Genomic DNA, 22797 nt, shown 5'->3' with positions numbered 1-22797 from the left:
TACAAAAAATGGGGATGTCCAGCCGTCAGCTTCCACTGACCTTCTGGACATCCCCTATTGATGTACATAGCCAGGACTGTAACGTACCTGCTATGCAGCCATAGCGCCTTGCATTCCTGCTAACCAATCGTTGATGCTGCGTGCCTATAGCATGAAGCTCCAGCCGGCTGAAAGACCACGGGATACTTCTGCTATGCGCTTGCAGACTATTTCCTGAACGCGCTCAGCGCCTCGTTCAGCCCGCGTGTCTGCGTGTATACCTGCTGATAGATCGGGAACAGCTTCGCGTAGGTGTCGGCTGCCTCAGACTGAGGCTCATACGCCGCTCCCTCCTTCACGAACTGAGACGCGCAGGATTCGAGGCTGTCGAACCAGCCGCAGCCATAGGCTGCCAGCATCGCCGCCCCCATGCCCGGTCCTTGCTCATTCTCGAGGGCGACAACTGTAGCGCCGAAGATATCAGCCTGCATTTGCAGCCAGACCGGATTCTGCGCACCTCCGCCGATGGAGATAATCTTGTCAATCTGTTTGCCTGCCTGGCGCAGCATGTCGACAGATTCATGCAATGAGAACGTAATGCCCTCCATCACTGCCCGCGCAAAATGATCCCGCTTATGCGACCCGTCCACCCCGATAAAGCTGCCGCGAATGACGGAATCCGCATGCGGTGTCCGCTCACCGACCAGATAAGGAGTGAAGAGCAGACCATTCGCACCTGGAGCAATATCGCCAACGCCTGCCAGCAGATCATTAAAGGATTCCCCGGCCGCGAACGTGTTGCGGAACCAGCTAAGCGAATAGCCAGCAGCCAGTGTCACGCCCATCGCGTAGTAGGCATCCTCCTTGCCATGATTGAAGAAGTGAACCTTGCCTTCATAGTTCTTCTCCTTATCCTGTTCAGAGGACAGGATTACCCCCGATGTGCCGATGCTCGCCATCGTCACGCCCTCCTGCAGAATACCTGCGCCGATTGCGCCACATGCATTGTCGGCGCCGCCGGCAAATACACGTGTAGAGGCCGGAAGTCCGGTACGCTCGGCAGCCTCTGGCACCAGTGTGCCGGTGCAGGCATGCGACTCTACCAGCGGCGGGCAGAGCGATTCATCCAGCGCAAAGGCTGCCAGCAGCTCGCTGCTCCAGCGTTTGCTGCCTACATCGAGCAGCAGCGTGCCCGCAGCGTCGGAGTAGTCCATATGAATCTCGCCCGTCAGACGGTAGCGCACATAATCCTTCGGCAGCACGAAGCATTGCCCCTTCGCGAACACCTCTGGCTCATGCTGGCGCACCCATAGCAGCTTGGGCAGCGTGAAGCCCTCAAGCGCCGGATTGCGGGCAATCTCCAGATGGCGGGTTCCCAATGTCCGCTCGATCTCGCGGCATTGCTCGGTTGTGCGCGTGTCATTCCATAGAATAGCTGGACGCACAGGTACGTTAGAGTCATCCAGCAGCACTAGACCATGCATTTGCCCGGAGAAGCTGATGCCTTCAATCTGCTGCGCCTCGGCTCCAAGTCCAGCAGCCAGCTCAGCAATTGCAGCAATCGTACCTTCCACCCAATCCTCCGGCCGTTGCTCGCTCCAGCCGGAATGCGGATGCTGCAGCTCGTAGGAGCGCGAAGCCTCCGCCTTCACATTTCCACTGCGGTCGACCAGCAGCGCCTTGACCGCGCTTGTCCCCAAGTCAATCCCAATTACATATGACATAGCCGACTACTCCTCTCATGTCCGCGATGGGCCTAGATTCGCCAACTGGGGCTGCTCCAAGCGAGCAGCCCCGGCGATGTATGTCAGCAGATGCTTGCCGCATCGTGCTGGTATATCCATTCAAATGTTGGTTCAATTAGCGATCTAATAATTAAACACTATAGATGATTTCATTGATCATCAGCTTGATGCGCTCTTGACGACCGGATTCATTGACGATTGGATTATTTTGCAGCGCGTACTCTTCCAGCGATTTCAATGTCGCTTTGCCCGACACCACGTCAGCGCCGATGCCTTCGGAGAAGGTGCGGTAGCGCTGGTTCAAGATGTTGTCGAAGAACTTGCTCTCGACCATCTTCGCCGCTGCCTTCAATCCCCAAGCATAGGTGTCCATACCTGCGATATGACCCAGGAACAAATCATCGTCCTCGAACGAGCCACGACGTACCTTCGCGTCGAAGTTGATACCGCCGCGTCCGATACCGCCAGCGCGGATAATCTCATACATCGTCAGTGTCGTCGAGTACAGGTCGGTAGGGAATTCATCGGTATCCCAGCCGATCAGCAGGTCGCCTTGGTTCGCATCCAGCGATCCCAGCATGCCGTTAATAGCAGCTACGCGGATCTCGTGCTCGAAGGTGTGACCAGCCAAGGTCGCATGGTTCGCTTCCAGGTTAAGCTTGAAATCGTTTTGCAGTCCGTATTTTTGCAGGAATGCAATCGTTGTTGCAGCATCAAAATCATATTGGTGCTTGGTAGGCTCCTTCGGCTTCGGCTCGATCAGGAATTGGGCGTCGAAGCCGATCTCCTTCGCATAGGCAAGCGCCATCTTGTACAGGCGCGCCAGGTTATCCAGCTCCAGCGCCATATCGGTATTCAGTAGCGTCTCATAGCCTTCGCGTCCGCCCCAGAATACGTAGTTTTCTGCGCCCAGCTCCTTGCCGACCTCAAGACCCTTCTTCACTTGTGCCGCAGCGTAAGCGTACACATCAGCATTTACTGTCGTACCTGCGCCATGTACAAAGCGCGGGTTGCTGAACATATTCGCCGTGTTCCACAGCAGCTTGGCTCCAGTATCCTTCATGCCTTGCTTCAGCAGGCCAACGATCACATCAAGATTCGCGTTCGTCTCTTGCAGTGTAGCGCCCTCTGGTGCAATATCACGGTCATGGAAGCAGTAGTAAGGTACGCCCAGCTTCTCCATAAATTCAAAGTTCGCTTCGACGCGAGCTTTCGCTTTATCCATCGGATCAAGGTTATCCCAAGCGCGGACAGCGGTTCCAACACCGAACGGATCGGAGCCGTTGGCTGTGAAGGTATGCCAGTATGCTACTGCAAAACGCAGATGCTCCTCCATTGTTTTGCCAAGCACAACTTCCTTCGGATTATAATGTTTATAGGCCAGTGGATTGTCAGAACCCTTGCCCTCATATTGAATCTTGCCAATGTTCTTAAAAAAAGTCATCGTCTCAATTCCTCCTCATCGTGAATATAAGCGTTGGCTTCATCACTTGCTGGCTCTATTGTAACATCAATCAACTTAGTTTGTCTATTAAACAAACGAAGATTATGCGAAAATATTTATAATTCGTGTCGATATGTGTTTTAATGAAATTAGCACGGTTCAGGCGGATGTGGCCGCCACCACTCTGTGAAATGTTAGTTGCTTGCGCCCCATTGCGGAATTTGTCTATTTGTTTGTTTATTAAACGAACGAAGTATTTTGTGGTATACTACCTCTACATAGGATACAGCGGCTTACATCAGCATGGGGTTCGCACCTCAGAGGTGATGGATAGAGAGCGTTGTACATGAACACGTTGGATATAAACTACAACTAAATTTCCATATAGCAATTATGTATTGCACAAGGACGGGGGCTTTATCAACACGATGCGAAAACGAACCGGCGACACCGCACTTATCAAACAAATCAATACTGCGCTTGTGCTGGATGCCGTTATCAAGCAGGCGCCGCTCTCCAGAGCAGCCATCTCCGAGCGGACAGGACTGAATAAGGCCACCGTGTCCAGCCTCGTTCAGGATCTGATGGACCGCCATCTGGTCATCGAGATCGGTACGGGGGAATCAAGCGGCGGACGCAAGCCCGTCATGCTGCTGTTCAACAGCACAGCCGGCTATGCCCTCGGCATCGATCTGGGTGTTAACTACATCCGCGGCGTACTGACCGATCTGGCAGGCGAGATTACGGCAGAGGCAGAGCGAACACTGGAATCGACCGTGCTCGACGCTGTTCTGCCAGAGCTGTACAGTTGCATAGAGGAATTGACTGCCCTCGCTCCTGCCAGCGATTACGGCATTGTAGGCATCGGGCTGGGTGTGCCCGGCATCGTCGACGGGTCGGGAACGATGCTGCTGGCGCCCAATCTCGAATGGGAGCAGGTCGAGCTGGGCCGATTGCTGGAGGAGCGTTACCAGTTGCCAGTTATTATCGATAATGAGGCCAATGCCGGTGCCAAGGGCGAACAGCGCTACGGCGCGGGCCGCGGCATCGCTAACCAGATCTATGTCAGTGTCGGCATCGGGATCGGTACAGGCATCATTCTGAACAAGGAGCTGTACAAGGGGGCATCAGGCTTCTCTGGGGAGCTGGGACATCTCTCGATTGATCAGGCGGGACGCCAGTGCCGCTGCGGCAACCGCGGCTGCTGGGAGCTGTATGCCTCGGAGAATGCACTGCTCGCTCAGGCGGCGGAGCTGGGATTAGGCTACACCCGCCTGTCAGCGCTCTTGCAGGCGGCGGATGAGGGGCATGAGGACGCCATCTCGCTGTTTGCGGGCATTGGCCGCTATCTCGGGATTGGCATCGCCAATATTATGAATGTCTTTAATCCTGATGTTGTGCTCATCGGCAACCGGATAAGCCGCGCCCGCCGCTGGATCGAACCCTCGCTAACTGAAACCGTGAATAACCGGGCGTTGCCTTATCACCGCCGCAATGCGCGCATTTTATTTGCCGAGCTGGGCGAGCAGTCCGCCGTCCGCGGTGCAGCCTACTTCGCGATCAGTGCTTTCCTGCACAAAATAAAAGAAGGGGAACAATAAAGCAGACGCTGCGCTGTTCCTCCTTCAGGTACTGATTTCATGGACTCTAGTTTGCTGTGCCTATCTCGCACCGCGCGCAGATCCCGGCGAGTGATGTAATCGCTGCATGACTGCGTCGATTGATCACAGGTGCTGTTTCTTGTTCCGTTTTTAATATTATCTCGATTCACTTCATCATTATTTTTTCACACAGCACATTGATGCTCTTCTGAAGAGATTCCCATTGCTTATTTCTCCAAGCCTTTAATTTTGCTTCTATTTTCTTGCCGCTTTGCCAGGGCGTAATATTCCAGATCGTTGCTGCCAACAGTACCCCTCCACCGAAATACAGCTCTTCATTACTGTTGTTAAGTTTTCCGGCGATCATTAGAAGAGAGGACAACAGAGCCAGAGCAACTGGAGCAAAACCATGCCGCTGGCGAGCATGGACTGCCATTAAAGCAACTGATATGATCATCATCAGCAGCATAAGCGGCAGCAGCCAGGGACGATCTGGTAGGTAGCTGAAGCTCAACCCAACCCACTCCATAAGCCCAATATATACAGAACCGCATATCGCGCATTTGGGAAGTATCATCAAGCCGATCGCTGGCAATACAGAAGTGGCTAAGTGGTACGATGTTCTCCTCTTTATCTTAGGCTCCGGACAATGGGACAATTCAGTGATTTTCTCACCAAGCAAAGAGGGGGAGGGATCCGGCATATTGTCAGCGAGCTTCCATACCATCACCCCGTTAATATATAACCCTTGTCGACCTCTTCTCTTAATGTAAGACGGCATTCTTCGGTCACCAACCATCCATTCTGACCAGTTGCTAAGCTTGTTTTGCTGCGCTAATACTTGCCTTAGGCACTGGCGTAGACTGTTCAGAGCATAATTGTCTGTGCCTCGAACAATATCGATGCGCATTACTTTTCCCAGCCCAGGTGGCGGATCGTGAAGCTTCGGGTAGCCATATGGGGGTTAGTAGCAAGAACGGTTTGCAGATCAGGTAATGCCGGACGATCTATGGGATAGCCAAGAGGCCTGCCATCTGGGTAACGATCCTGGGCATTGGCCACTCCGCAGAAGCTTATGGAGCCGCAGGTGCTCTCTTGTAGTTGATCTTCCTCCCAGTCTGTCAGCATGACCAGCATTTCAAATTCCATCCCCTCCTCATTGCCGCGGGGTAATAATAACGTATATGGCCAGCCGCACTGGCATTCACTTTTGTCCGCATTCCTGCTCTCTGAGGGCATTTCTACAGCTGGCTTTTTTACTACAGAGGACTCGCGTGCGTTCTGATAAAGGATATTTTTTCCCGGAGCAAGCGTTGCAACAAACTTATCCATCTCTATCCAAGAACGGTAGTCCGCTTTCGTCTGCTTCGGTGCAATGAAGATTCGGATTGCTGCCTTCAATTCCCTTGAGGACAGATTTTCCACCCGAATAAAATAGGCAAAGCCGCTATGGGTTAAATAGGTGACCTCCTGATATGATTTGTAGGATGTATGCAATTCGCAGGTTGTCGTAATGGAAGGTCCATTTGCTTGAAAAACCCCATCAGTAAATTGCGAATCCCAGTCTGCGAATGCAACCGTAGCAAGCTGCCGCAAATCCCCTTCACGCGGCAGCCCGTCTTCCCTACATAATATAATATGGTTCATTCTCACCTCAGGGCTGTCATTAAAGCGATGCGCAGGCAAGCGGCTTGCCAGTTTATGATAGAGTTGATCCACTTCTTTATGCCACCGCCAAAAAAAAGGATGTCGGCAAGCGGTCGCCGGGTGGCCCATAATTTCATCTTCAAGAGATAAATCTGCGACAGCCATATGTCCTTCTCCGTGAAAGTTAAGATTAGTATCCCTGTTTTCCGGTTCATTTGAACGTCTCGGCTCCGTGTCATTTCCCAACAAATCAATTGCCTTCTCAGGCTTTTTTAAGTAAAGTGGAAGTTTAGCAAGCAATGCATCTCTCCCGCGTGTTAAAAGATCGATTTGATCTCCTGTGAGCCTTCTCTTTCCTTCTCCGTCAGGATGCACAGTGTCCACAATTCCATTATAGTCGCTAAAGGGAACAACTTCTTCAAGACCTACAGACAGACGTTCGGCATTATAACGGGCGAGCATCTGGCGATGCATATACAAGAACATTTCTCCCCCCCGGTCAAGCACTCGATCATTAAGATAGACGGCATGCCAGTGCAGATGATGCTCATTCAGCAATACATCTTCTCGGAACTGCCTAATATCCCGCTCAGAAGTCTGGACTCCTGTCTCCAGTACCGTTCTCTCATCGGTACCGAACGTTTCTTGCTCCATTGGCTGTTGACGATGCTTGGTTTGAAATAAATGGGGGTACTGCTTCTCCAATACTGGCAGATTCAGCTTCAGCTCGGGATGGTGAATCAATAACAAGGTCATTCCATACAACGCGGCTGGTTTGTTGCTTTGGGAGCAATCTTGGGAGAAGGCTTGAACCATCTGTTGCTTTCCTTCTTCTTCCGAAAGAGCAGCGTTTATGATATTCTCATATTTTTTCAAAAATTGAACAGCGATGTCCATTTGATTCAGATTGAACGGCGAGAAATGCTCCATGGCAACTCTTCTGCTCTCAGCACGGCTCAAGCCTACTTGTTCTTCGTCAGGCATCAAAGACTCCGCTTCACCATCAGAAACATGCTGAACGACAGCAGCAGAATGCTCAAACAACTTCTCGAGTTGGCGGTTTAGTTCTTTAATTTTGATGTCAGACACACGAACACTCCTTTTTAGTGGCTTGTGAAACCAGTTTCGCTCGAATTTAAGTGTATACAAGCGTCTTTTTTATAATTTACATATATGTAAAATATTATTATTAAAATAATAAATACTTCTTAACAACAAAAAAAAATCCCTCAACCCTTGAAGCCGAAGGATAACTTGTATTTATATTGAATTACATAGATGCATACTTCTTCCGGTATTGCAGAGGCGGGTAGCCCGATTGCTCGGAGAAGGTGCGCGAGAAATGCGGTGTCTGCTTGAAGCCGGTCTCGGCGGCAATCCGCGCTATCGTCCAGTCGGTCTTGATCAGCATCAGCTTGGCCTGGTCAACACGATAATGGAGCAAATATTGCTGCGGCGTGCTTCCATACACCTCAAGCATGCAACGGGCAATATAGTTGGGGTGCAAGCCCAGCTCCTCCCCCAGCGACTTGTTCGTCACCTGCTGCTGGTAATTGCGCTTCAGATAGGCTGCCGCCCGCTCAGCGACGTTCACGGCAGTGGGCGCTGCCGCTGCACGCCACTCCTGCTCGATCAACTGGAGCAGTTGCAGGAACAGCTTCTGACATTGCCAGAAGGATTCGGCGATCGGACTTCCTCCAGCCTGCCGCAACGCATCAAGCAGCCTGTCCGCCTCCTCCGGGCGGGTCAGCTTCATGTGCTTGGGCAGTCGAATGGTATATAGATAGTGATCGCCATGCAGCGTCGCAGCAGCGCCGCTGCGGCACTCCTCCCACACGCCCGGCGTCTGAAAATGAATCCAGTCGAACACCGTCTCCTCCGGGCAACCCGTATATCCGCGATGTGCCCTGTCGGGTCGCAGCAGTACGATCTGCCCTGGGCCAAGCGTCCAGACAGTGCCATCCTCCTCAATCGTTAGCTCCCCTTGCCTGATATACAGCAGGTCGAAGGTGCCCCGATTGGCTCGGCTGGGATGAAGCTGCCCTGCTTCGTAGCGGCGATGATCAGCCTCTATGAAGTAGGGCAGCGGTGGAGCCAAAAAATGTAGTAGAGGCATAGCTGTTGTCGTGCTCATGATGTTCCTTGCTCCTTCTTGTAATATACGCGAATAACAATGTCTTGCTCGTAATTCCCGAATGACTTGCCAAACAGCGTCAAGCCGCCAACATGTGCCGCATCATCTGCCACCTCGAAGCGGATCGTCCAGAAGCTCCCTGCCGCATTGACCTGCTCCACCGTCGTATCCGACATGCGGCCTCCATCCAGAAATGTGCCGTCTGCTCCAATGCGGATAATCTTGAGCATGCCGTATTGGTTCGTATTATCATGCCACCAGGCAGGGGTTAAGCGCCCGCGAGCGTGACCGAAGTCGCCTGGGCTCGTCCATTGACCCAGCGGCATCCCGTTCAGTGTGAAGGAGATGTCCGATGGCCATCTTTCATTAATTCCCGGTGCCTCCGAGCCGATCTCCATCGAGATTTCAATCTCCTCTAGCTGTTGACCCGCCAGCAAATAGTTCGGAAATTTATATTCCAAAAACCCTTTGCCAAACCATACGATCTCGGCATTCATTCGCTCCGGCGACATGAAATATCGCGGATCGTCATACTGACCGATAATGCTGGAGTGAGTCGCCAGGCCACAGGTCGGATAGACGTTATAATCGGTGAAATGGCCCACGGGAATCGTAATTTCATACTTCTCCCGTGGCACGGCCTCGACCTGGGGAAATTCGATATGGATATGATTGGTCGTTGGATAGCATAATTTATAGGTAGCTCCGTTATGCCGTTCCATCTTGCAATGAATGAGTCCCGCCTTCTCCAGCTTGCCCACATGCATCGTCATAATCGCGGCACTAAGACCAAGCGTCTCCGCCAGCTCCTTGTTATGCATGGGCTTCTCAGCGATTAGACGCAAAATATTCAATCGAACTTCACTTGCAAGCGCTTCATACACGGGCAAGGAAGCTTTGCTGATGTCAGCTTTCATGCGGAAACCTCGCTCCTCAATATCATTTGAAATCATCTAAGCACGGATTCGACTAGTCGCGCTCATTATATGCCCGCAGCATTGTATAACGAGCCCTGACATGATGCGCCTGCTGCAGGCTGCGCTGCGCAAGCTCCGGCTCAATGCCAAGCTGCTGCAGATTATCCGGCCCGCCTGCCGTGCGCAGCCACTGCTGTAGCTGCTCTGGCTGCGGAATCTGCGCTAGCCAGCTAGCGATCTCTTCCCAGCGGTCGCGCACGGCCTCACTGAAGCCTGTTGGCCCTTCTGCCGCGATACGGTGATAGAGTGCCGCGATCTGTGCACAGGCGACACCAACCTTGGCCCCGTGCAGCAGTTGCTTGCGCCCCTCCTTCAGAAATTCCATCTCCCAGTAATGGGACAGATGATGCTCTGCACCGGAGGCGGGATGAGACTGGCCGAAGATCAGCATCGCCAGCCCGGACTCGATGAGAGCCGTCATCAGAATTCGGATCCCCTCTTCATCTCCGGCAGCAATCTGCTCCACATGCTGTATACAGGAGCTCAGCGCCTGCTCGGTGATCTCGGCAACAAGCGGACTATACGGCTCACCTGCAACCGTACTGGAAAACCTCCAGTCGAACAGCGACGTATATTTGCCGAGCATATCGCCAAATCCCGCTGCCACCATCGCTCGGGGAGCCTTGACGAGTACAGCCAGGTCGGCGAAGATCGCAATTGGGGCCGAGGCGGCAACTGTAATCTTCTGTCCTTGTATCAGTATCGGCGCGCCCTTGGAATTAAAACCGTCCACCGAGGGGGCAGTAGGAATCGAGAGAAACGGCTTGTTCATCTTATAAGCGGCAAAACGAGTAATATCATGCAGCGTGCCCGCCCCTACCGCCACCAGCAGCTCGGTCTCCTTAGGGGAGACGTTCAGCATCAGATGGACGATGCTGCGTTCATCTGCGACGACATCCCCTTGATGATCAGGCGGGATTAGACAGATGCCCGGCGCAAGCCCGCACCCGCGCAGTTCGGCCTCCACTGTGCTCCCTGCCGCCTCATAAGTACGGCTGTCAGCAACAAACAGCACGTTCTTGAATCCTTGGTCAGCTATATACGCTGCAGCCTGTGCCAACGCTCCAGCCTCGATGATGATACGGTCGATCTCGATAGGGTGACGGGCTCCCTGCTCCGCAGCAGCGCGCTCATTCCAAGCGTTAATGTTATCCTGCATCTGGTCGGCTCCCTTCTTGGTATGTTCCTTCCTGTTAATTGAACGTTATGGTACGATGACGTGCAGTCCACTTCCTTCCCTGCACTTTCGGATGCTGCGCCTGAGGCACACCCTTTCGTGGCTCTCTATCACATCGACTGTTGAATTTAGTTATACCTAAACTAATATTAAAATATATTAAGGCAAACGTCCACGACTATCCTGCTCCATCCTTCGTCGCTCCGCCTTCCGCTATTCCTTGTTCGCATTAAATTCAATTAGATTGCCATCTGGATCAGTAACAAATACCTGATGCCAGCCTGTAATACTGTCCGGCTTGTTCTTATATGGAACGCCATGCTGCTCCAGCCGCTGCAGTACCTCTGCCATGCTCCTCACGCGAAGCGCAAAGTGACCATCCCGTGTGTCGATCGTCGTTGTTCCGCGCACAGTCAGTGCCGGCTCATGAACGATCAGATGAATCTGCATATTTCCTATATCATACCAGGCGCCAGGAAAATCAAAGTCCGGCCGCTCCGCGCTCTCATTCAGCCCCAGTATGCCGCCGTAAAAGGCTTGGGCCCGCGCCAAGTCCCGCACTACGACTGATGTATGATGAATGCCATCAATCTGCATTCCCCATTCCCCCTTTGCTTCTCGATTGGATAAGTATAGCACATTCAGGCAATCGACGCTCCGATAACCTATGGCTGCGGCTGCTGACCGCAGCATCTGTCTGAGCTTAGCTGATAGAGCGGGCGACAGCCCTCTGCGTGTGGTTTGACCGACCGTCGTCATGCAGCCATGCACCGCACACTGGAACTGCACGCGGTGCGAATTGCTGTTCGCGCCTACAAGAAAAAGCTGTGAAAGAGCGCCATCTGCACTCCTCCACAGCTAAGTGAATCCTTTATGTCCAATCATCCCTTGACCGCTCCGGCTGTGATGCCCTTGATGAAGGTTTTGGAGCCAGCCAGGAAGACGAGCAGCACAGGCAGCGTGGCAATCGCCAGCGCCGTCATGCGCGCCGCATAGTCTGTGCGATGCACGATGCCCAGATTGGATACAAATACAGGCACGGTGTACCATCTCGAATCATTGATCGTCACCAGCGGCAGCAGGTAATTATTCCATGACCATAGAAATACGAGCGTCGCGAGCGTCGCCAGACCTGGCTTGATCAATGGCAGCACGATGCGGAAGAAAATTCCCGGCTCTGAGCATCCATCGATGCGGGCGCATTCCAGCACCTCATTGGGCACCGTATCCTTAATGAACTGCACCATAAAGAACGCGCCGAACGGGAAGGCCGCCCAGACCAGGATGATTGGCAGCAGCGTATTGCCAAAGCCCAGATGCTTCATCTCGATAATATAGCCGATAATTCCCACCTGGGTAGGAACCATCATCGAGATAATAATGAAATAATTCAGCAGCCGCTTGAAGCGGAAATGAAACTTGGCCAGTGAATAGCCGATCAAGGTGCTCGTCAATCCTGCCAGCAGCACTGCGCTGACCGAGACGACCAGACTGTTCATGTACACCTGTATGAAGTTCGACTCGAACACCGTCCGCAGGTTGTCCAGCAGATAGCTGCCAGGCAGCAGCGGCAGTCCCTTGAAGATGTCCTCCGTGAAGTACGTAGACATCATAATCATAATATAGAACGGCACGAGCGAGATGACGGTAACGATTAGCAGCAATGTCCATACAACGTATCTCATCGTTCATCCCCCTTTCCTGCTGTCAGGCGATAGCTGGCAATCGAGAACAGGATGATGAGCAGGAACAGCGAGTAGGCAATAGCCGAGCCGTAGCCAAAGCGGGTTCCCGAGATGAAGGAATCGTCGACAAACTTCCAGATGACCGTCAGCGCCGAATTATCCGGGCCGCCCACCTGCACCGAGCCTGACCAGCCGCCATACAGCAGCTTCGGCTCGTCAAATAGCTGCAAGCCGGAGATGATTGAGGTGACGACCAGGAAGACGCTAATGTTGCGCAACAGCGGCAATGTAATCCGTGTAAAGGTATGCAGCCCGGTGGAGCCGTCCATCTTGGCCGCCTCGTACACATCCTGCGGGATAGCCGTCATCCCGGCCAGGTAGATCGCCAGAAAGTAGCCCAGATTGCGCCATAGCACCATCAATGCAATAATGATGCGGCTCGTCCATTCGCCCTGCAGCCAATAGATGCCCTCGTCCAGCACACCCAGCTTGAGCAGCAACTGATTCACTGTGCCCGTCTGCCAGTCGAACATGAACGAGAAGATGAAGCCGATCGCCACAGGCGTTGTAATATAGGGGAGGAAGTTGACGGTCTGGAACAACCGTCTCCCCCTCGTCAGATTAAAGATCGTATAGGCCAGGAACATGCCGATCAGAATAAGCAGCGGCACAGTCATCACCATAATGATCAGCGTGTTGTAGATTGATTTGATAAACAGCGGGTCCTTGGTAAACAGATCGATATAGTTTTTCAGACCGATAAAGGTTTTGGCGCCGACACCGTTCCAGTCGTTAAGACTGAGATAGAAGGAATACAGCACCGGATAGAGCTGGAATAAAGCATAGGCAAGCACGAAAGGCAACGCAAACAAGTACGGCCAGATGCGGATGGTTCGCTTCACGCGCGGTGCAGCCTGCGGTAAGGATGAGCCCGTCATTGGTGTTCCCTCGTTTCTGTTTATTTCACGGTTGCGTCAGTCGCCTTCGCCTGTACCTCGCTAATGAACTTCGCCATCGCTGCCTTCTCGTCGATGCTCGTATCCTTCGTCCACAGCGGATAGAGCGACATGAATGCGCCTTCTACGATCGAATCATATTTCGTCTGCTTCTCGCCCTTGACACCCGGAACGATCTCATCAATGAAGTATTTCATCAGATTTTGCCCGCCGAAGAAGGCATCATACTCCGAGCCGGCTTCAATCAGATCCTTGTTGTTCTCATAGAAAGCCTTAGTGCCCGGTGTGAACCCGAATTTCTCATAGGCCAGCTTCGTGCCCTCATCAGACAAATAGCAGAACTGGATGTACGCCCATGCCGCCTCCTTCACCTTGCTGTCCTTGTAGATGCTGACCGAGGTTCCGCCGCGTGTAAAGCTGCCGCCCGGCGCCTTCACCAGCCCCCAACGTCCGCTGCCATCCTTGTCATTGGCGGAGATATGCCATTTCGGCCCCCAAGGAGCCATCGGGTAGAACAGATTCTCACCGGTAGACATCGAGGTCGACCAAGCTGGCGTCCACAGCTCATGCTTGCCGAGGATACCGGCATCTCTCATCTTGAACAGCATCTGCAGCGGACCGGACATACGCGACGTCAGATCGATCTCGCCATTCTGAATGTAATTCATCCCGCTCTGCCCGCGCAGCACCAGGAATGCATCGCCAAGACCAGGGAACATCGTCACCTTGCCGCCGCTCTTCTCCGCCACCTGCTTGCCCTGCCCGATGAAGGCATTCCAATCGGACAGCAGCGCCTCCAGCTCCTTCGGATCATCTGTGCCAAGATATTGCTTGGCAATGTCGCGCCGGAAGGCCAGGCCAGCCGGAGCGATCTGCTGATCGACACCTACGAGCTCATCCGCTTCATTGGTCATGAGCGGCACCAAGTAATCCAGCAGCTCGGAGCGCTTGAGATTGTAAGGCGCCTGCTCCAGATTCTCCAGCACGCCCAGATCGAACAGCTTGCCGCGGTAGGCGGTCTCGCCGAGGATGACATCCGGCACATCGGAGCCGGAGGCAATGCCGCTCTGCAGCTTCTGCAGATAATCATTCGGATTGACAATGGTATATTCAACCTTAATGTTCGGATATTTCTTATTGAACTCCGGGATCATCTCTTTCAGATAGGTCTCGTCCCAATCCCATACGCGGATGGTCGTCGGTGTCTCGCCGCCACTGCCGCCAGTGCCCTCTGTAGCCGTGTTGCCGCCTGAAGCGCCACTTGTGCTGCTTGTACTGCCTGTGCCGCTGTTGCCGCTATTGCCGCCGCAGGCTGAGAGCAGCGATAGCATCATCATTGCTGCCAGTAGTGTGATGAGCCATTGTTTGTTCTGCCTATTCATGTGAATCCCCCTCTGGAATGGATGCTGTTAAGCGTTTGCACTACTAATATTAACAGCGCTTTCAGCAGCCAAAAAGAAGACAATACGGTTATTTTGTTCAAAATCCGGTCTCGACATCCGGTTTCGACACCCAATTATGCGCTTCCTGAACTTCATCTCCATCGTCCAGCGGGAGCACCAGAGACACCGCGGTGCCCTCCCCCCGGCTACTCTTGATCTCTACGCCATATCCATGGCCGTAATGGTATTGAATCCGGTCGCGAATGTTAAGCAGTCCGATGCCGCGAATCTGGTCAGCGTGAATGCCGCTATCGCGCCGGGTGAACAGCCCTGCGGCCGTCTCCTCATCCATTCCGCCTCCGTCATCCGCCACCGTGACCACCAGCCGCTGCTGTCCGTCCGCACGCGCGCGGATGGCGATGCTACCAGGCCGATCATAGGGGCAGATACCATGGAACAATGCATTTTCAACCAGCGGCTGAATCATCATACGCGGAATGACCGCCTGACACAGCTCATCTGGAATCTCCCAGTGAACGGTGAACTGCCCCGGGTAGCGGCAATGCTGAATATCGATATAGCGTCCAACAATTCCCTGCTCCTCCTGCAGCGTAGCAAAAAAAGCACCGTCCCCGGTCTTGACCGTATCCTGCAGGATGGCAATCAGCGACTCGGTAATCTGCGCTGCCTGACGGCTCTGCTCGGAATGGGACAGGTAGATGACCGTATTGAGCGTATTGTAGACGAAATGGGGGTTAATCTGCGACATCAGCAGACTCATCTGCATCGTTCGTTTCATCTTCTCATGATCAATCGATGCCTGCACATGCTCTCTAAGCTCCGTCACCATCTTATTGAAGCCCTGCCCGAGCAGCTCCATCTCATCGCCGCTGCGAATGACGACGCTCGTATTCAGATTGCCGACCGACACCCGCTTCATCGCCTGCACGAGCCGTGAGATCGGTCTGGTGAAGGTCAAGATCAGAGGTACAAACACGATCAAAATAAATGCTATGCTCGCCAAAATAATGAGCATATCGTATTGGAAGATTTTATTAATCTCCGCGAACAGACGCGCCTTGGACAGCACGGCTGCCTGATGCCAGCGATCGCCCATTGTGCTGCTGCTCATCACTATATAGCTGTCATTCTCGCTGTAGTCCTGCTGCTGTGCGATCGCCTCCGCAATCTCGATGCCGTCCGCCTCCGCGCCCTGAAACCCGCTGTCGAACAGCGGCTCGTCATAGCCGTTAAATAGCACCAACTGCTCAAAGTCGCCACGGCTCTGCTCATACGCACCCGTAATCTCGGAATGGGCAATGTCCAGCACCAGAAAATAATTAGGCTCCCGCGGCTGCTCCAGGTTGCGGTATTCGACCACATAGCTGAGCACCGCCTGGTGACGGCTGAGCGAGAAGAAGTTATGCGGAGCAGTGAAGCCTGTCCGCGCCCCGCGCGCGCGAAAGTTAGTAAACCAGTCCTGCTGCAGATAGTCCTGGAAGTAGTCCTCATACCCCGGATTGTTCGAGTATACCTCTCCATCCGCGCGGATAATCATGGCATTGAGCACATAGGCGTTCAGCGCGGCGAACCGCTTCAGCCGCTCCTGCACCTCCAGCTTGCGGTAGTAGTCCCGCTGCAGGTCAGGCGGACTCATCGGCACGATCATCCGGTTAATCTCCTCATCGGACACGATGTATTCCGCGGTCTTCACGATCTGCTTTTGCACCATATTAACCTGAGCCGAGATCTGGGCCAGCTTCGTCATGCTGTCGCGCACCGATTGCTTGCGGATGACGTCACTTGCGTATTCATAGGTAAAAAATCCGCTCAGCACTAGCGATATGCTCACAACGAGCACCGTGCTCGCTATAATTTTCGTCCGAATCTTCCACCGCATCCGCTCACCGCCTGCCGCCGCGCTCCGCATAGTCGTAGGGGCTCATCCCTGTCGCCTTGCGAAATACTTGGCTGAAATATTGGCTGCTCTTATAGCCGGTCAGCTCGGCAATCTCATACATCTTGTACGTGCCTTCCTCCAGCAGCCGCTTGGCTCGGCTGATCCGCAGCTCTGTCATGTAATCCAGCAGTGTACGCCCTGTCTCTTCCTTGAACAGATGGCGCAGCCGATCGCCACTAAGACCAAGCTGTAGCGCCAGGCTGTCCGCCGTCCAGTCCTCGCGGTAATGCTCCCGCATCCAGTCCATCGCCTGCCGCACCTTCTTCGAGTAGCCGCCCTGCCCGGCCGCCTGCTCTGCCATCTCGCGGCACAGCTCCTTGAACCAGCCGACAATCTGTGCGGCGGTCATCCAGTCGCGCTGCGGCACTAGCGCGCCGCTAGCGAGCAGCTCCGGCAGCGGCTCCAACTGCTGCCGCGCACGCTGCGCCTCGAGCACCCGCAGCAGCGTCGCCGCCAGTTGGCGGAAGCGCTCCGGCTCGGCCGCGGCCAGTTGCGGCGCGAATAGCTGCTCCAGCGCGGCATCCAGCGCGCTGGGCCGCTCGCCTGCGGCGCCTGCCGCGCTGCGCGAGCGGGCGCGGGCCTGCGCCGCCGCGCCAGCGCCGGTGCCAGGCGCTGCTGCTGGCGCAGCGCCAGCAGCTCCGCTGGCGGCGCCATCGGCGGCGGCGCGCGCAGCAGCGCCTGCGCCAGCAGCTCCGCTGGCATCTGCGCGCTGCGCGGCAGCGGCGGCGGCGGTCGCGGCTTGCAGCAACGCCGCGACCTCGTCGGCCGACGGCACAGGCACGGCAGCCGACGCGCCCGCCGCGCCAAGCGGCCCGTCCTCGACGAGCAGCCGCTTGTGCGTGCCGGCGAACAGCCGCTGTGCGAGCAGCCGCTGCGCGCTCTTGAAGCTGCGCGGCAGGCTGGCGACGTCCTCGACCTCCGCCGCGATTGCCAGCGAGACCGTGCCGCCGCACGCTGCCTTGCCCTCGCGCTGGATGCTCGCCGCAATCGCCAGACAGCGCTCGCGCAGCTCGCGGCGCCCATTGCAGCGCGGGCCAGCCAGCAGCACCGCATACTGCCCCGGCCGGATCGCTGCCGTCTCCATGAACGTATACGGCGCATCCGCTAGCTCTACCCCGCGGCGAATCCCCTCCTCCAGCCGCGGCTCAGAGTCAGGCACCGCCTCTGTCTCAAGGAGCGCAAGCGGCTGATCCGCCTCCACCAGCAGCAGAGATACAGTCTGACCGGGGAAGGTGAAATATTCCAGAGCCAGCGCTCTGCGCTCGCTGTCCAGGTATGGCTGATGCAGCAGCTCCGACAGCAGTTGCATGCGCAGCAGCCGCTCCTTGCGGTCGGCTACCCGCAGCTCCTCGCGAATCTGTCCCAGCTCGCTGGCAAGCAACTGCTCATTCACCTCATGCTTGAGCAGATAGCTGCGGATGCCCAGCTTGAGCGCGGCCTTGGCATACTCGAACTCCCGGTAGGAGGTCAGCAGCACTATGCGCGTCTGCGGGAGCAGTGCCAACGCATTCGTGCTGAACTCGATACCGTCCATGCCAGGCATTTTAATATCTGCAAAGATGAGATCAGGCTTGTACTCCGTCAACTCCTCTAGCGCACGGCGCGCATGGGTGTACTCCGCCACCACCTCGCACCCGAGCTGCTCGGCGCTAAGCAGCCTGCGTATATGCTGAATGGCCAATATTTCATCATCCACGATGATGACTCGAATCGTCTCCATTTTCCCCCGCCCCTTCGAACTTCATTAGACTCCTTGCCTACAGTAACCGCTTACTATAGGACTTAGCGAGATGACGGATTGGAGCCTGAGCCAAGGCGCCCATCATCCGGTCTGAACCTCAAGCGGCTACTCCGGCCAGTTCTGATTAGACCACCTGAGCCTCCGCCGAAGCAGCATACTTTTGATACACAGCATTGTATACAGGATTAATCGTTTGCACAAGTAGGATACGCTTGGGAGCAACGAGGAAAAGAATGGTAATTTGCAGGGTTAGTTGGATGAAATGGGAAGCTGAGTTGTGTTCCACTCACTCTTTACCAGGGCGGTACACATAGAAAATGAGCTGGGCTAGAGTTCGCAGGCGCCTTCCGTTGACTGTCCTCCAGTGGTGCGCCAAACCAGGTGTCTCCTCGAACCCCGACAGGATTCGCTGAATTTTCGTTCCAGGTGTGTCTTCAAACTCCGACGGTAGCAGATATCGCCGAATTTCCGTTCCGGGCAGGGCACGTTCTCACAGGCGTATCGGGGGCACGTCAACAGAACGTAACGCAGCACGGGGCGAGAAGGCGGTGAACGATGCCCTTGAGCGGGTTTGAAGACACGCCCCACCCGCCAAGCACTCAAGGCCTTACCCTCGGAAGAACAGGGCAAGGCCTTGAGGACGCCGTTCATAGTTGATGTGGGCTAATCACGCTTGCGAAGGTGAGCTCAGATTGCTCCACTGCGCTCTGAGAGCTGTTCCAGCACAGCGCATGTGCTGCGAATGCCTCCGAAGAAGCTGTCGAGCCGGATATTTTCATCAGGGGCATGATTGTTCTGATCATAATTCGCATATGGAACGATGATGGACGGCACCTGGAGCAACTGTGTCCAGATGTAGTCGGGCAGCGTTCCGCCCAGGCTCGGCAAAATGACCGGCTTACGCCCTGTAGAGCGTTCCAGCGCCTCAGCTACAGCCTGCACCGCCGGATGATCCGCCGAGGTTCGTGAGGGCGGCACAGAGCCGCGCCGCTGTAGACGGACATCTGGAGCGTACCGCTGCACATGGCGGGCCAACGTCTCATATACATGATCCGGCTCCTGTCCGGCGACAAGCCGAATATCGATTCGGGCCGTGGCGCGGGCCGGAATAATTGACTTCCCCCCTTCTCCGCCATATCCACTGAACAGGCCGCATACATTTAATGTCGGTTCAAACATCAGCTTATGATGATAGGTGTCGCTATCCATGTCCAGCTCCGCATATCCGCTCTTGCGGCGGATCGCCTCCAGATCATACGGAATATCGCGGATCGCCGCTATCTCTGCGGCGGTAGGCGGCTGGATGCCATCGTAAAACCCCTCGATCGTTACTCTGTCGCTGCTACGCAGTGTATGTAACAACTCGATCAGCCGCCAGACAGGGTTGGGGACAATATTGCCTGCATTACCTGAATGATTGTCCCATTGCGCCCCCTCGGCAACAAGCTCCACAAACAATGCGCCACGTACCCCTAGCACAATGGACTGCGCACCGGATTCATGCGAGGAGCCATCGCCTGTGTAGACCAGGTCGGCATGAAGCAGCTCCCGGTGCCGATGTACGAATTCCGCCAGATGCGGGCTGCCCATCTCCTCCTCTCCTTCAATCAGCAGCTTGACATTGACCGGGAGCTTCCCGCAAGCGTCCAGATAGGTCCGAATCGCCAGTACGCTCGCTACGAATTGGCCCTTATTATCACCGGCTCCCCTCGCATAGATTCTGCCATCACGAATGACCGGCTCGAACGGATCACTATGCCACTGCTCTAGCGGCTCGGGCGGTTGCACATCGTAATGACCATAGATTAAAATCGTTGTCTGATTGTCCGGGTGCACCCATTCGCCATAGATGATCGGATGACCAGCCGTCTCATATAGCCGATTGTGGATGCCGCAGTCGGACAAAAGCTCCTTTACGAGCTGGGCGCATTCCCTCATGCCGATATTTTGTGTGCTGATGCTCGGTTGGCGCAGCAGCCGGAACAGCCTGTCAAGATACAGTTGCCTGCGCGCTCTAATCAATTCCTCTAGCTTATGAAGCATACCGCTCTCCTCCTTGCAGACCTATCTGCCATGAGTCCGTTGGATCATCCATGGATAGTACAGTGCCCTATTTCCCCTAACCGGCAGCATACCCGTCTCTCCACCTAGTATTACAGCGGGTAATGGCAAGCGACGAAGCGCTCTGTGCTGATCGGCTGAAGCTGCGGCTGCTCCTCGCGGCACTTGGCTGTCGCAAGCGGACAGCGAGGATGGAAGCGGCAGCCTGACGGAGGACGGGCGGGTGATGGCAGCTCACCGTGCATCGCAAGCGGCTGACGTCTACGGCTTGGATCAGGCTGAGGAATCGACGCGATCAATGCCCGGGTATATGGGTGTGCCGGATGGAGAAACAGTTCCTCGCTGGGAGCCATCTCCACCAATTGCCCAAGATACATCACGCCAATTCGGTCGGAGATGTACCGTACCACCTGCAATCCGTGAGCAATGAACAGATAGGTGAGACCAAGCTGCTGCTGCAAGCTCTGCAGCAGCTTCACAATTTGTGCCTGTACCGAGACATCTAGTGCCGATACGGCCTCATCCGCCAATATAAATCGCGGATTCAGCGCAATCGCCCGGGCAATGGCAATCCGCTGCCGCTGCCCACCCGAGAACTCATGCGGGTAGCGGGACGCATAGGAGGAGTCGAGACCTACTGCGCTCAGCAGCTCTGCGACTCGCTGCAGCTTGTCCTTGCCTGCCAGCCCTTCATGCAGTGCAAGCGGCTCGCCGATGATGTCTCCGACCCTCCAGCGAGGATCAAGCGATCCATAGGGGTCTTGGAATATCATCTGCAGCTCGCGCCGGATGGGGCGCAGCTCGCCGACGCCCAGTCGAGTCAATTCCCGTCCGCCAAACCATACCTCACCAGATGTCGCCCGCTCCAACTGGAGCAGCATGCGGCCCAGCGTGGATTTGCCGCTCCCTGACTCGCCAACCAGGCCAAGCGTCTCCCCTGCCCGCAGCGTGAAGCTTACATCATCTACTGCGCGAATCAGCGTCCTGGGGCGACCTGTCCAGCCGCGGTTGACAGGATAATATTTGCGCAGCCCCCTCACTTCGAACAGCACTTGCTGCGGCGTCTGTCCAGATGGAGGAATCGTTGTACCCGCCGCGATAGCGTCAGACCTCCCGGCAAGCTTAGCAAGCCTGCTCTCCGTATCTGTCGTAGCTGCCTCCACAGCCACGGCTTCCAGCTCTGACATAACGGGGGAACCGACAGGTGGACTCTTCTCTATCGTGGCAGCTTCGAGAGAGGCAGGCACAGCCGAGGCAGGCATGTTACCCGGAAGCTCCGCCGGAGTCGTCATGTTAGGCGGAAGCCCCCGATCCGCTAAGCCGATTACTGAATCCATATGCCAGCACGCTACCTCACGACCCTCTATATTCGTCAGAGGAGGCTCCTCCATCCGGCACTGCTCCGTGGCATACGGACAGCGAGGATGGAACAGGCAGCCGCCCGGCAAGGCTCCAAGACTCGGGATAGCTCCTTCGATCGAATACAGGCCCTCGCCATGCGCCGCATCCAGTGAAGCCACAGAACGAAGCAGACCCTGCGTATACGGATGATAGGGACGAGCGAATAGTTCAGCGGCCCCCGCCTGCTCAACGACCTGCCCGGCATACATGACGACAACCCGATCCGCCAGCTCTGCTGCCACACCCAGATCATGTGTAATCAGCAAAATCGACATATTGAATTCTTCCTTGAGCTCCTGGAGCAGATTCAGTATCTGTGACTGAATCGTTACATCCAGCGCCGTTGTCGGTTCATCGGCTATAAGTAATTCGGGCGAGCAAGAGAGTGCCATAGCGATCATGGCGCGCTGCAGCATGCCGCCGGACAGCTCGCCCGGGTACTGCTTCATACGCAGTGCGGGCTCAGGAATACCGACACGCTCAAGCAGCCTCGTCCCTCTCTCCCAGGCAGACTTCCTCGTCAACCGCTCATGCTGTAAGATCGTCTCGACAATCTGATGTCCAATGGTATAGATCGGATCGAATGCCGACATCGGCTCTTGGAACACCATAGCGATTCGCTTCCCCCGAAGCGAGCGCAGCTCCTGTTGAGAGAGGGCGGTCAACTCCACACCGTCCAGTCGGATGCTGCCTGCCGTGACCTGGCCATGCTCGTAGTCGATAAGTCGCATCACTGCCTTGGAGGTCACCGTCTTTCCGCTGCCTGACTCGCCGACGAGACAGACCGTTTCCTTTCGTCCGATCGACAAGGAGACGCGGTTCAGTGCCTGCACGCTTCCCCTGCTATGGTGGAACGCGATGGACAAATTTTCAATTTCAAGCAGTTGCGTCATCTGCCTTCCTCCTC

Annotated in this window: 16 protein-coding genes; 1 reads left to right on the top strand and 15 read right to left on the bottom strand. The window is 55.1% G+C overall.

Annotated elements, in window-relative coordinates:
* Positions 1–206: 206 nt before the first annotated feature.
* Together xylB and xylA are read right to left on the bottom strand one after the other, a co-directional pair.
* A complete protein-coding gene (gene xylB, locus ACY1JZ_RS08350; RefSeq protein ID WP_462628834.1) occupies positions 207–1703 on the bottom strand; it encodes a xylulokinase in 1497 nt (498 codons plus the stop codon).
* 151 nt (positions 1704–1854) lie between these two features.
* Complete coding sequence (gene xylA, locus ACY1JZ_RS08345) at positions 1855–3168, bottom strand: xylose isomerase (protein WP_270165342.1); 1314 nt, start codon at positions 3166–3168, stop codon at positions 1855–1857.
* A gap of 428 nt (positions 3169–3596) precedes the next feature.
* Here xylA and ACY1JZ_RS08340 point away from each other — a divergent pair, with 428 nt between their 5' ends.
* The gene (locus ACY1JZ_RS08340; protein WP_462628833.1) at positions 3597–4769 is read left to right on the top strand and encodes an ROK family protein; all 1173 of its coding nucleotides are present in this window, start codon (positions 3597–3599) and stop codon (positions 4767–4769) included.
* 166 nt (positions 4770–4935) lie between these two features.
* Here the strand turns inward: ACY1JZ_RS08340 and ACY1JZ_RS08335 are convergent, their stop codons facing one another.
* The 13 genes from ACY1JZ_RS08335 to ACY1JZ_RS08275 form a co-directional block, all read right to left on the bottom strand.
* Positions 4936–5679: a hypothetical protein gene (locus tag ACY1JZ_RS08335; RefSeq protein WP_462628832.1), complete on the bottom strand. Its 744-nt coding sequence runs from the start codon at positions 5677–5679 to the stop codon at positions 4936–4938.
* Entirely contained in the window at positions 5679–7505 is a 1827-nt protein-coding gene (locus tag ACY1JZ_RS08330; protein ID WP_462628831.1) for a tyrosinase family protein, read from the bottom strand. Before ACY1JZ_RS08330 ends, ACY1JZ_RS08335 begins: the two co-directional genes overlap by 1 nt.
* Before the next feature lie 181 nt (positions 7506–7686).
* Entirely contained in the window at positions 7687–8550 is an 864-nt protein-coding gene (locus ACY1JZ_RS08325) for an AraC family transcriptional regulator (RefSeq protein ID WP_462628830.1), read from the bottom strand.
* Positions 8547–9467: an ArsR/SmtB family transcription factor gene (locus ACY1JZ_RS08320; protein WP_462628829.1), complete on the bottom strand. Its 921-nt coding sequence runs from the start codon at positions 9465–9467 to the stop codon at positions 8547–8549. The genes ACY1JZ_RS08325 and ACY1JZ_RS08320 overlap by 4 nt, the downstream gene beginning before the upstream one ends.
* Positions 9468–9519: 52 nt before the next feature.
* Positions 9520–10686 (bottom strand): sn-glycerol-1-phosphate dehydrogenase, encoded by a 1167-nt coding sequence (locus ACY1JZ_RS08315; protein ID WP_462628828.1) that lies wholly within the window; start codon positions 10684–10686, stop codon positions 9520–9522.
* 231 nt (positions 10687–10917) lie between these two features.
* On the bottom strand, positions 10918–11301 hold the full coding sequence (locus ACY1JZ_RS08310; protein ID WP_462628827.1) for a VOC family protein: 384 nt from the start codon (positions 11299–11301) through the stop codon (positions 10918–10920).
* A gap of 284 nt (positions 11302–11585) precedes the next feature.
* Positions 11586–12389, bottom strand: a complete 804-nt coding sequence (locus tag ACY1JZ_RS08305) for a carbohydrate ABC transporter permease (RefSeq protein WP_462628826.1) — start codon at positions 12387–12389, stop codon at positions 11586–11588.
* Positions 12386–13327 (bottom strand): carbohydrate ABC transporter permease, encoded by a 942-nt coding sequence (locus tag ACY1JZ_RS08300; RefSeq protein ID WP_462628825.1) that lies wholly within the window; start codon positions 13325–13327, stop codon positions 12386–12388. Before ACY1JZ_RS08300 ends, ACY1JZ_RS08305 begins: the two co-directional genes overlap by 4 nt.
* Positions 13328–13347: 20 nt before the next feature.
* Complete coding sequence (locus ACY1JZ_RS08295; RefSeq protein ID WP_462628824.1) at positions 13348–14727, bottom strand: ABC transporter substrate-binding protein; 1380 nt, start codon at positions 14725–14727, stop codon at positions 13348–13350.
* A 97-nt stretch (positions 14728–14824) separates the two neighbouring features.
* Positions 14825–16627 (bottom strand): cache domain-containing sensor histidine kinase, encoded by a 1803-nt coding sequence (locus ACY1JZ_RS08290; protein ID WP_462628823.1) that lies wholly within the window; start codon positions 16625–16627, stop codon positions 14825–14827.
* A gap of 4 nt (positions 16628–16631) precedes the next feature.
* Positions 16632–18407, bottom strand: coding sequence for a response regulator (locus ACY1JZ_RS08285; protein WP_462628822.1), 1776 nt, complete (start codon positions 18405–18407; stop codon positions 16632–16634).
* A 708-nt stretch (positions 18408–19115) separates the two neighbouring features.
* A complete protein-coding gene (locus tag ACY1JZ_RS08280) occupies positions 19116–20471 on the bottom strand; it encodes a M20/M25/M40 family metallo-hydrolase (protein WP_462628821.1) in 1356 nt (451 codons plus the stop codon).
* Positions 20472–20581: 110 nt separating this feature from the next.
* Positions 20582–22783 (bottom strand): ABC transporter ATP-binding protein, encoded by a 2202-nt coding sequence (locus tag ACY1JZ_RS08275; RefSeq protein ID WP_462628820.1) that lies wholly within the window; start codon positions 22781–22783, stop codon positions 20582–20584.
* Positions 22784–22797 lie beyond the last annotated feature (14 nt).

This window comes from Paenibacillus sp. J5 (genome assembly GCF_054955055.1).
Note: the sequence above shows the minus strand (reverse complement) of the source record. Positions and strands in the feature narration are given on the sequence as shown.

Bases quoted from the DNA above. Each gene is read 5' to 3' on its own strand.
- ACY1JZ_RS08335 (WP_462628832.1), bottom strand. From the start codon at position 5,679: ATGCGCATCGATATTGTTCGAGGCACAGACAATTATGCTCTGAACAGT.
- xylB (WP_462628834.1), bottom strand. From the start codon at position 1,703: ATGTCATATGTAATTGGGATTGACTTGGGGACAAGCGCGGTCAAGGCG.
- ACY1JZ_RS08315 (WP_462628828.1), bottom strand. From the start codon at position 10,686: ATGCAGGATAACATTAACGCTTGGAATGAGCGCGCTGCTGCGGAGCAG.
- ACY1JZ_RS08290 (WP_462628823.1), bottom strand. From the start codon at position 16,627: ATGCGGTGGAAGATTCGGACGAAAATTATAGCGAGCACGGTGCTCGTT.
- ACY1JZ_RS08295 (WP_462628824.1), bottom strand. From the start codon at position 14,727: ATGAATAGGCAGAACAAACAATGGCTCATCACACTACTGGCAGCAATG.
- ACY1JZ_RS08280 (WP_462628821.1), bottom strand. From the start codon at position 20,471: ATGCTTCATAAGCTAGAGGAATTGATTAGAGCGCGCAGGCAACTGTAT.
- ACY1JZ_RS08300 (WP_462628825.1), bottom strand. From the start codon at position 13,327: ATGACGGGCTCATCCTTACCGCAGGCTGCACCGCGCGTGAAGCGAACC.
- ACY1JZ_RS08340 (WP_462628833.1), top strand. From the start codon at position 3,597: ATGCGAAAACGAACCGGCGACACCGCACTTATCAAACAAATCAATACT.
- xylA (WP_270165342.1), bottom strand. From the start codon at position 3,168: ATGACTTTTTTTAAGAACATTGGCAAGATTCAATATGAGGGCAAGGGT.
- ACY1JZ_RS08275 (WP_462628820.1), bottom strand. From the start codon at position 22,783: ATGACGCAACTGCTTGAAATTGAAAATTTGTCCATCGCGTTCCACCAT.
- ACY1JZ_RS08325 (WP_462628830.1), bottom strand. From the start codon at position 8,550: ATGAGCACGACAACAGCTATGCCTCTACTACATTTTTTGGCTCCACCG.
- ACY1JZ_RS08310 (WP_462628827.1), bottom strand. From the start codon at position 11,301: ATGCAGATTGATGGCATTCATCATACATCAGTCGTAGTGCGGGACTTG.
- ACY1JZ_RS08305 (WP_462628826.1), bottom strand. From the start codon at position 12,389: ATGAGATACGTTGTATGGACATTGCTGCTAATCGTTACCGTCATCTCG.
- ACY1JZ_RS08285 (WP_462628822.1), bottom strand. From the start codon at position 18,407: ATGGAGACGATTCGAGTCATCATCGTGGATGATGAAATATTGGCCATT.
- ACY1JZ_RS08320 (WP_462628829.1), bottom strand. From the start codon at position 9,467: ATGAAAGCTGACATCAGCAAAGCTTCCTTGCCCGTGTATGAAGCGCTT.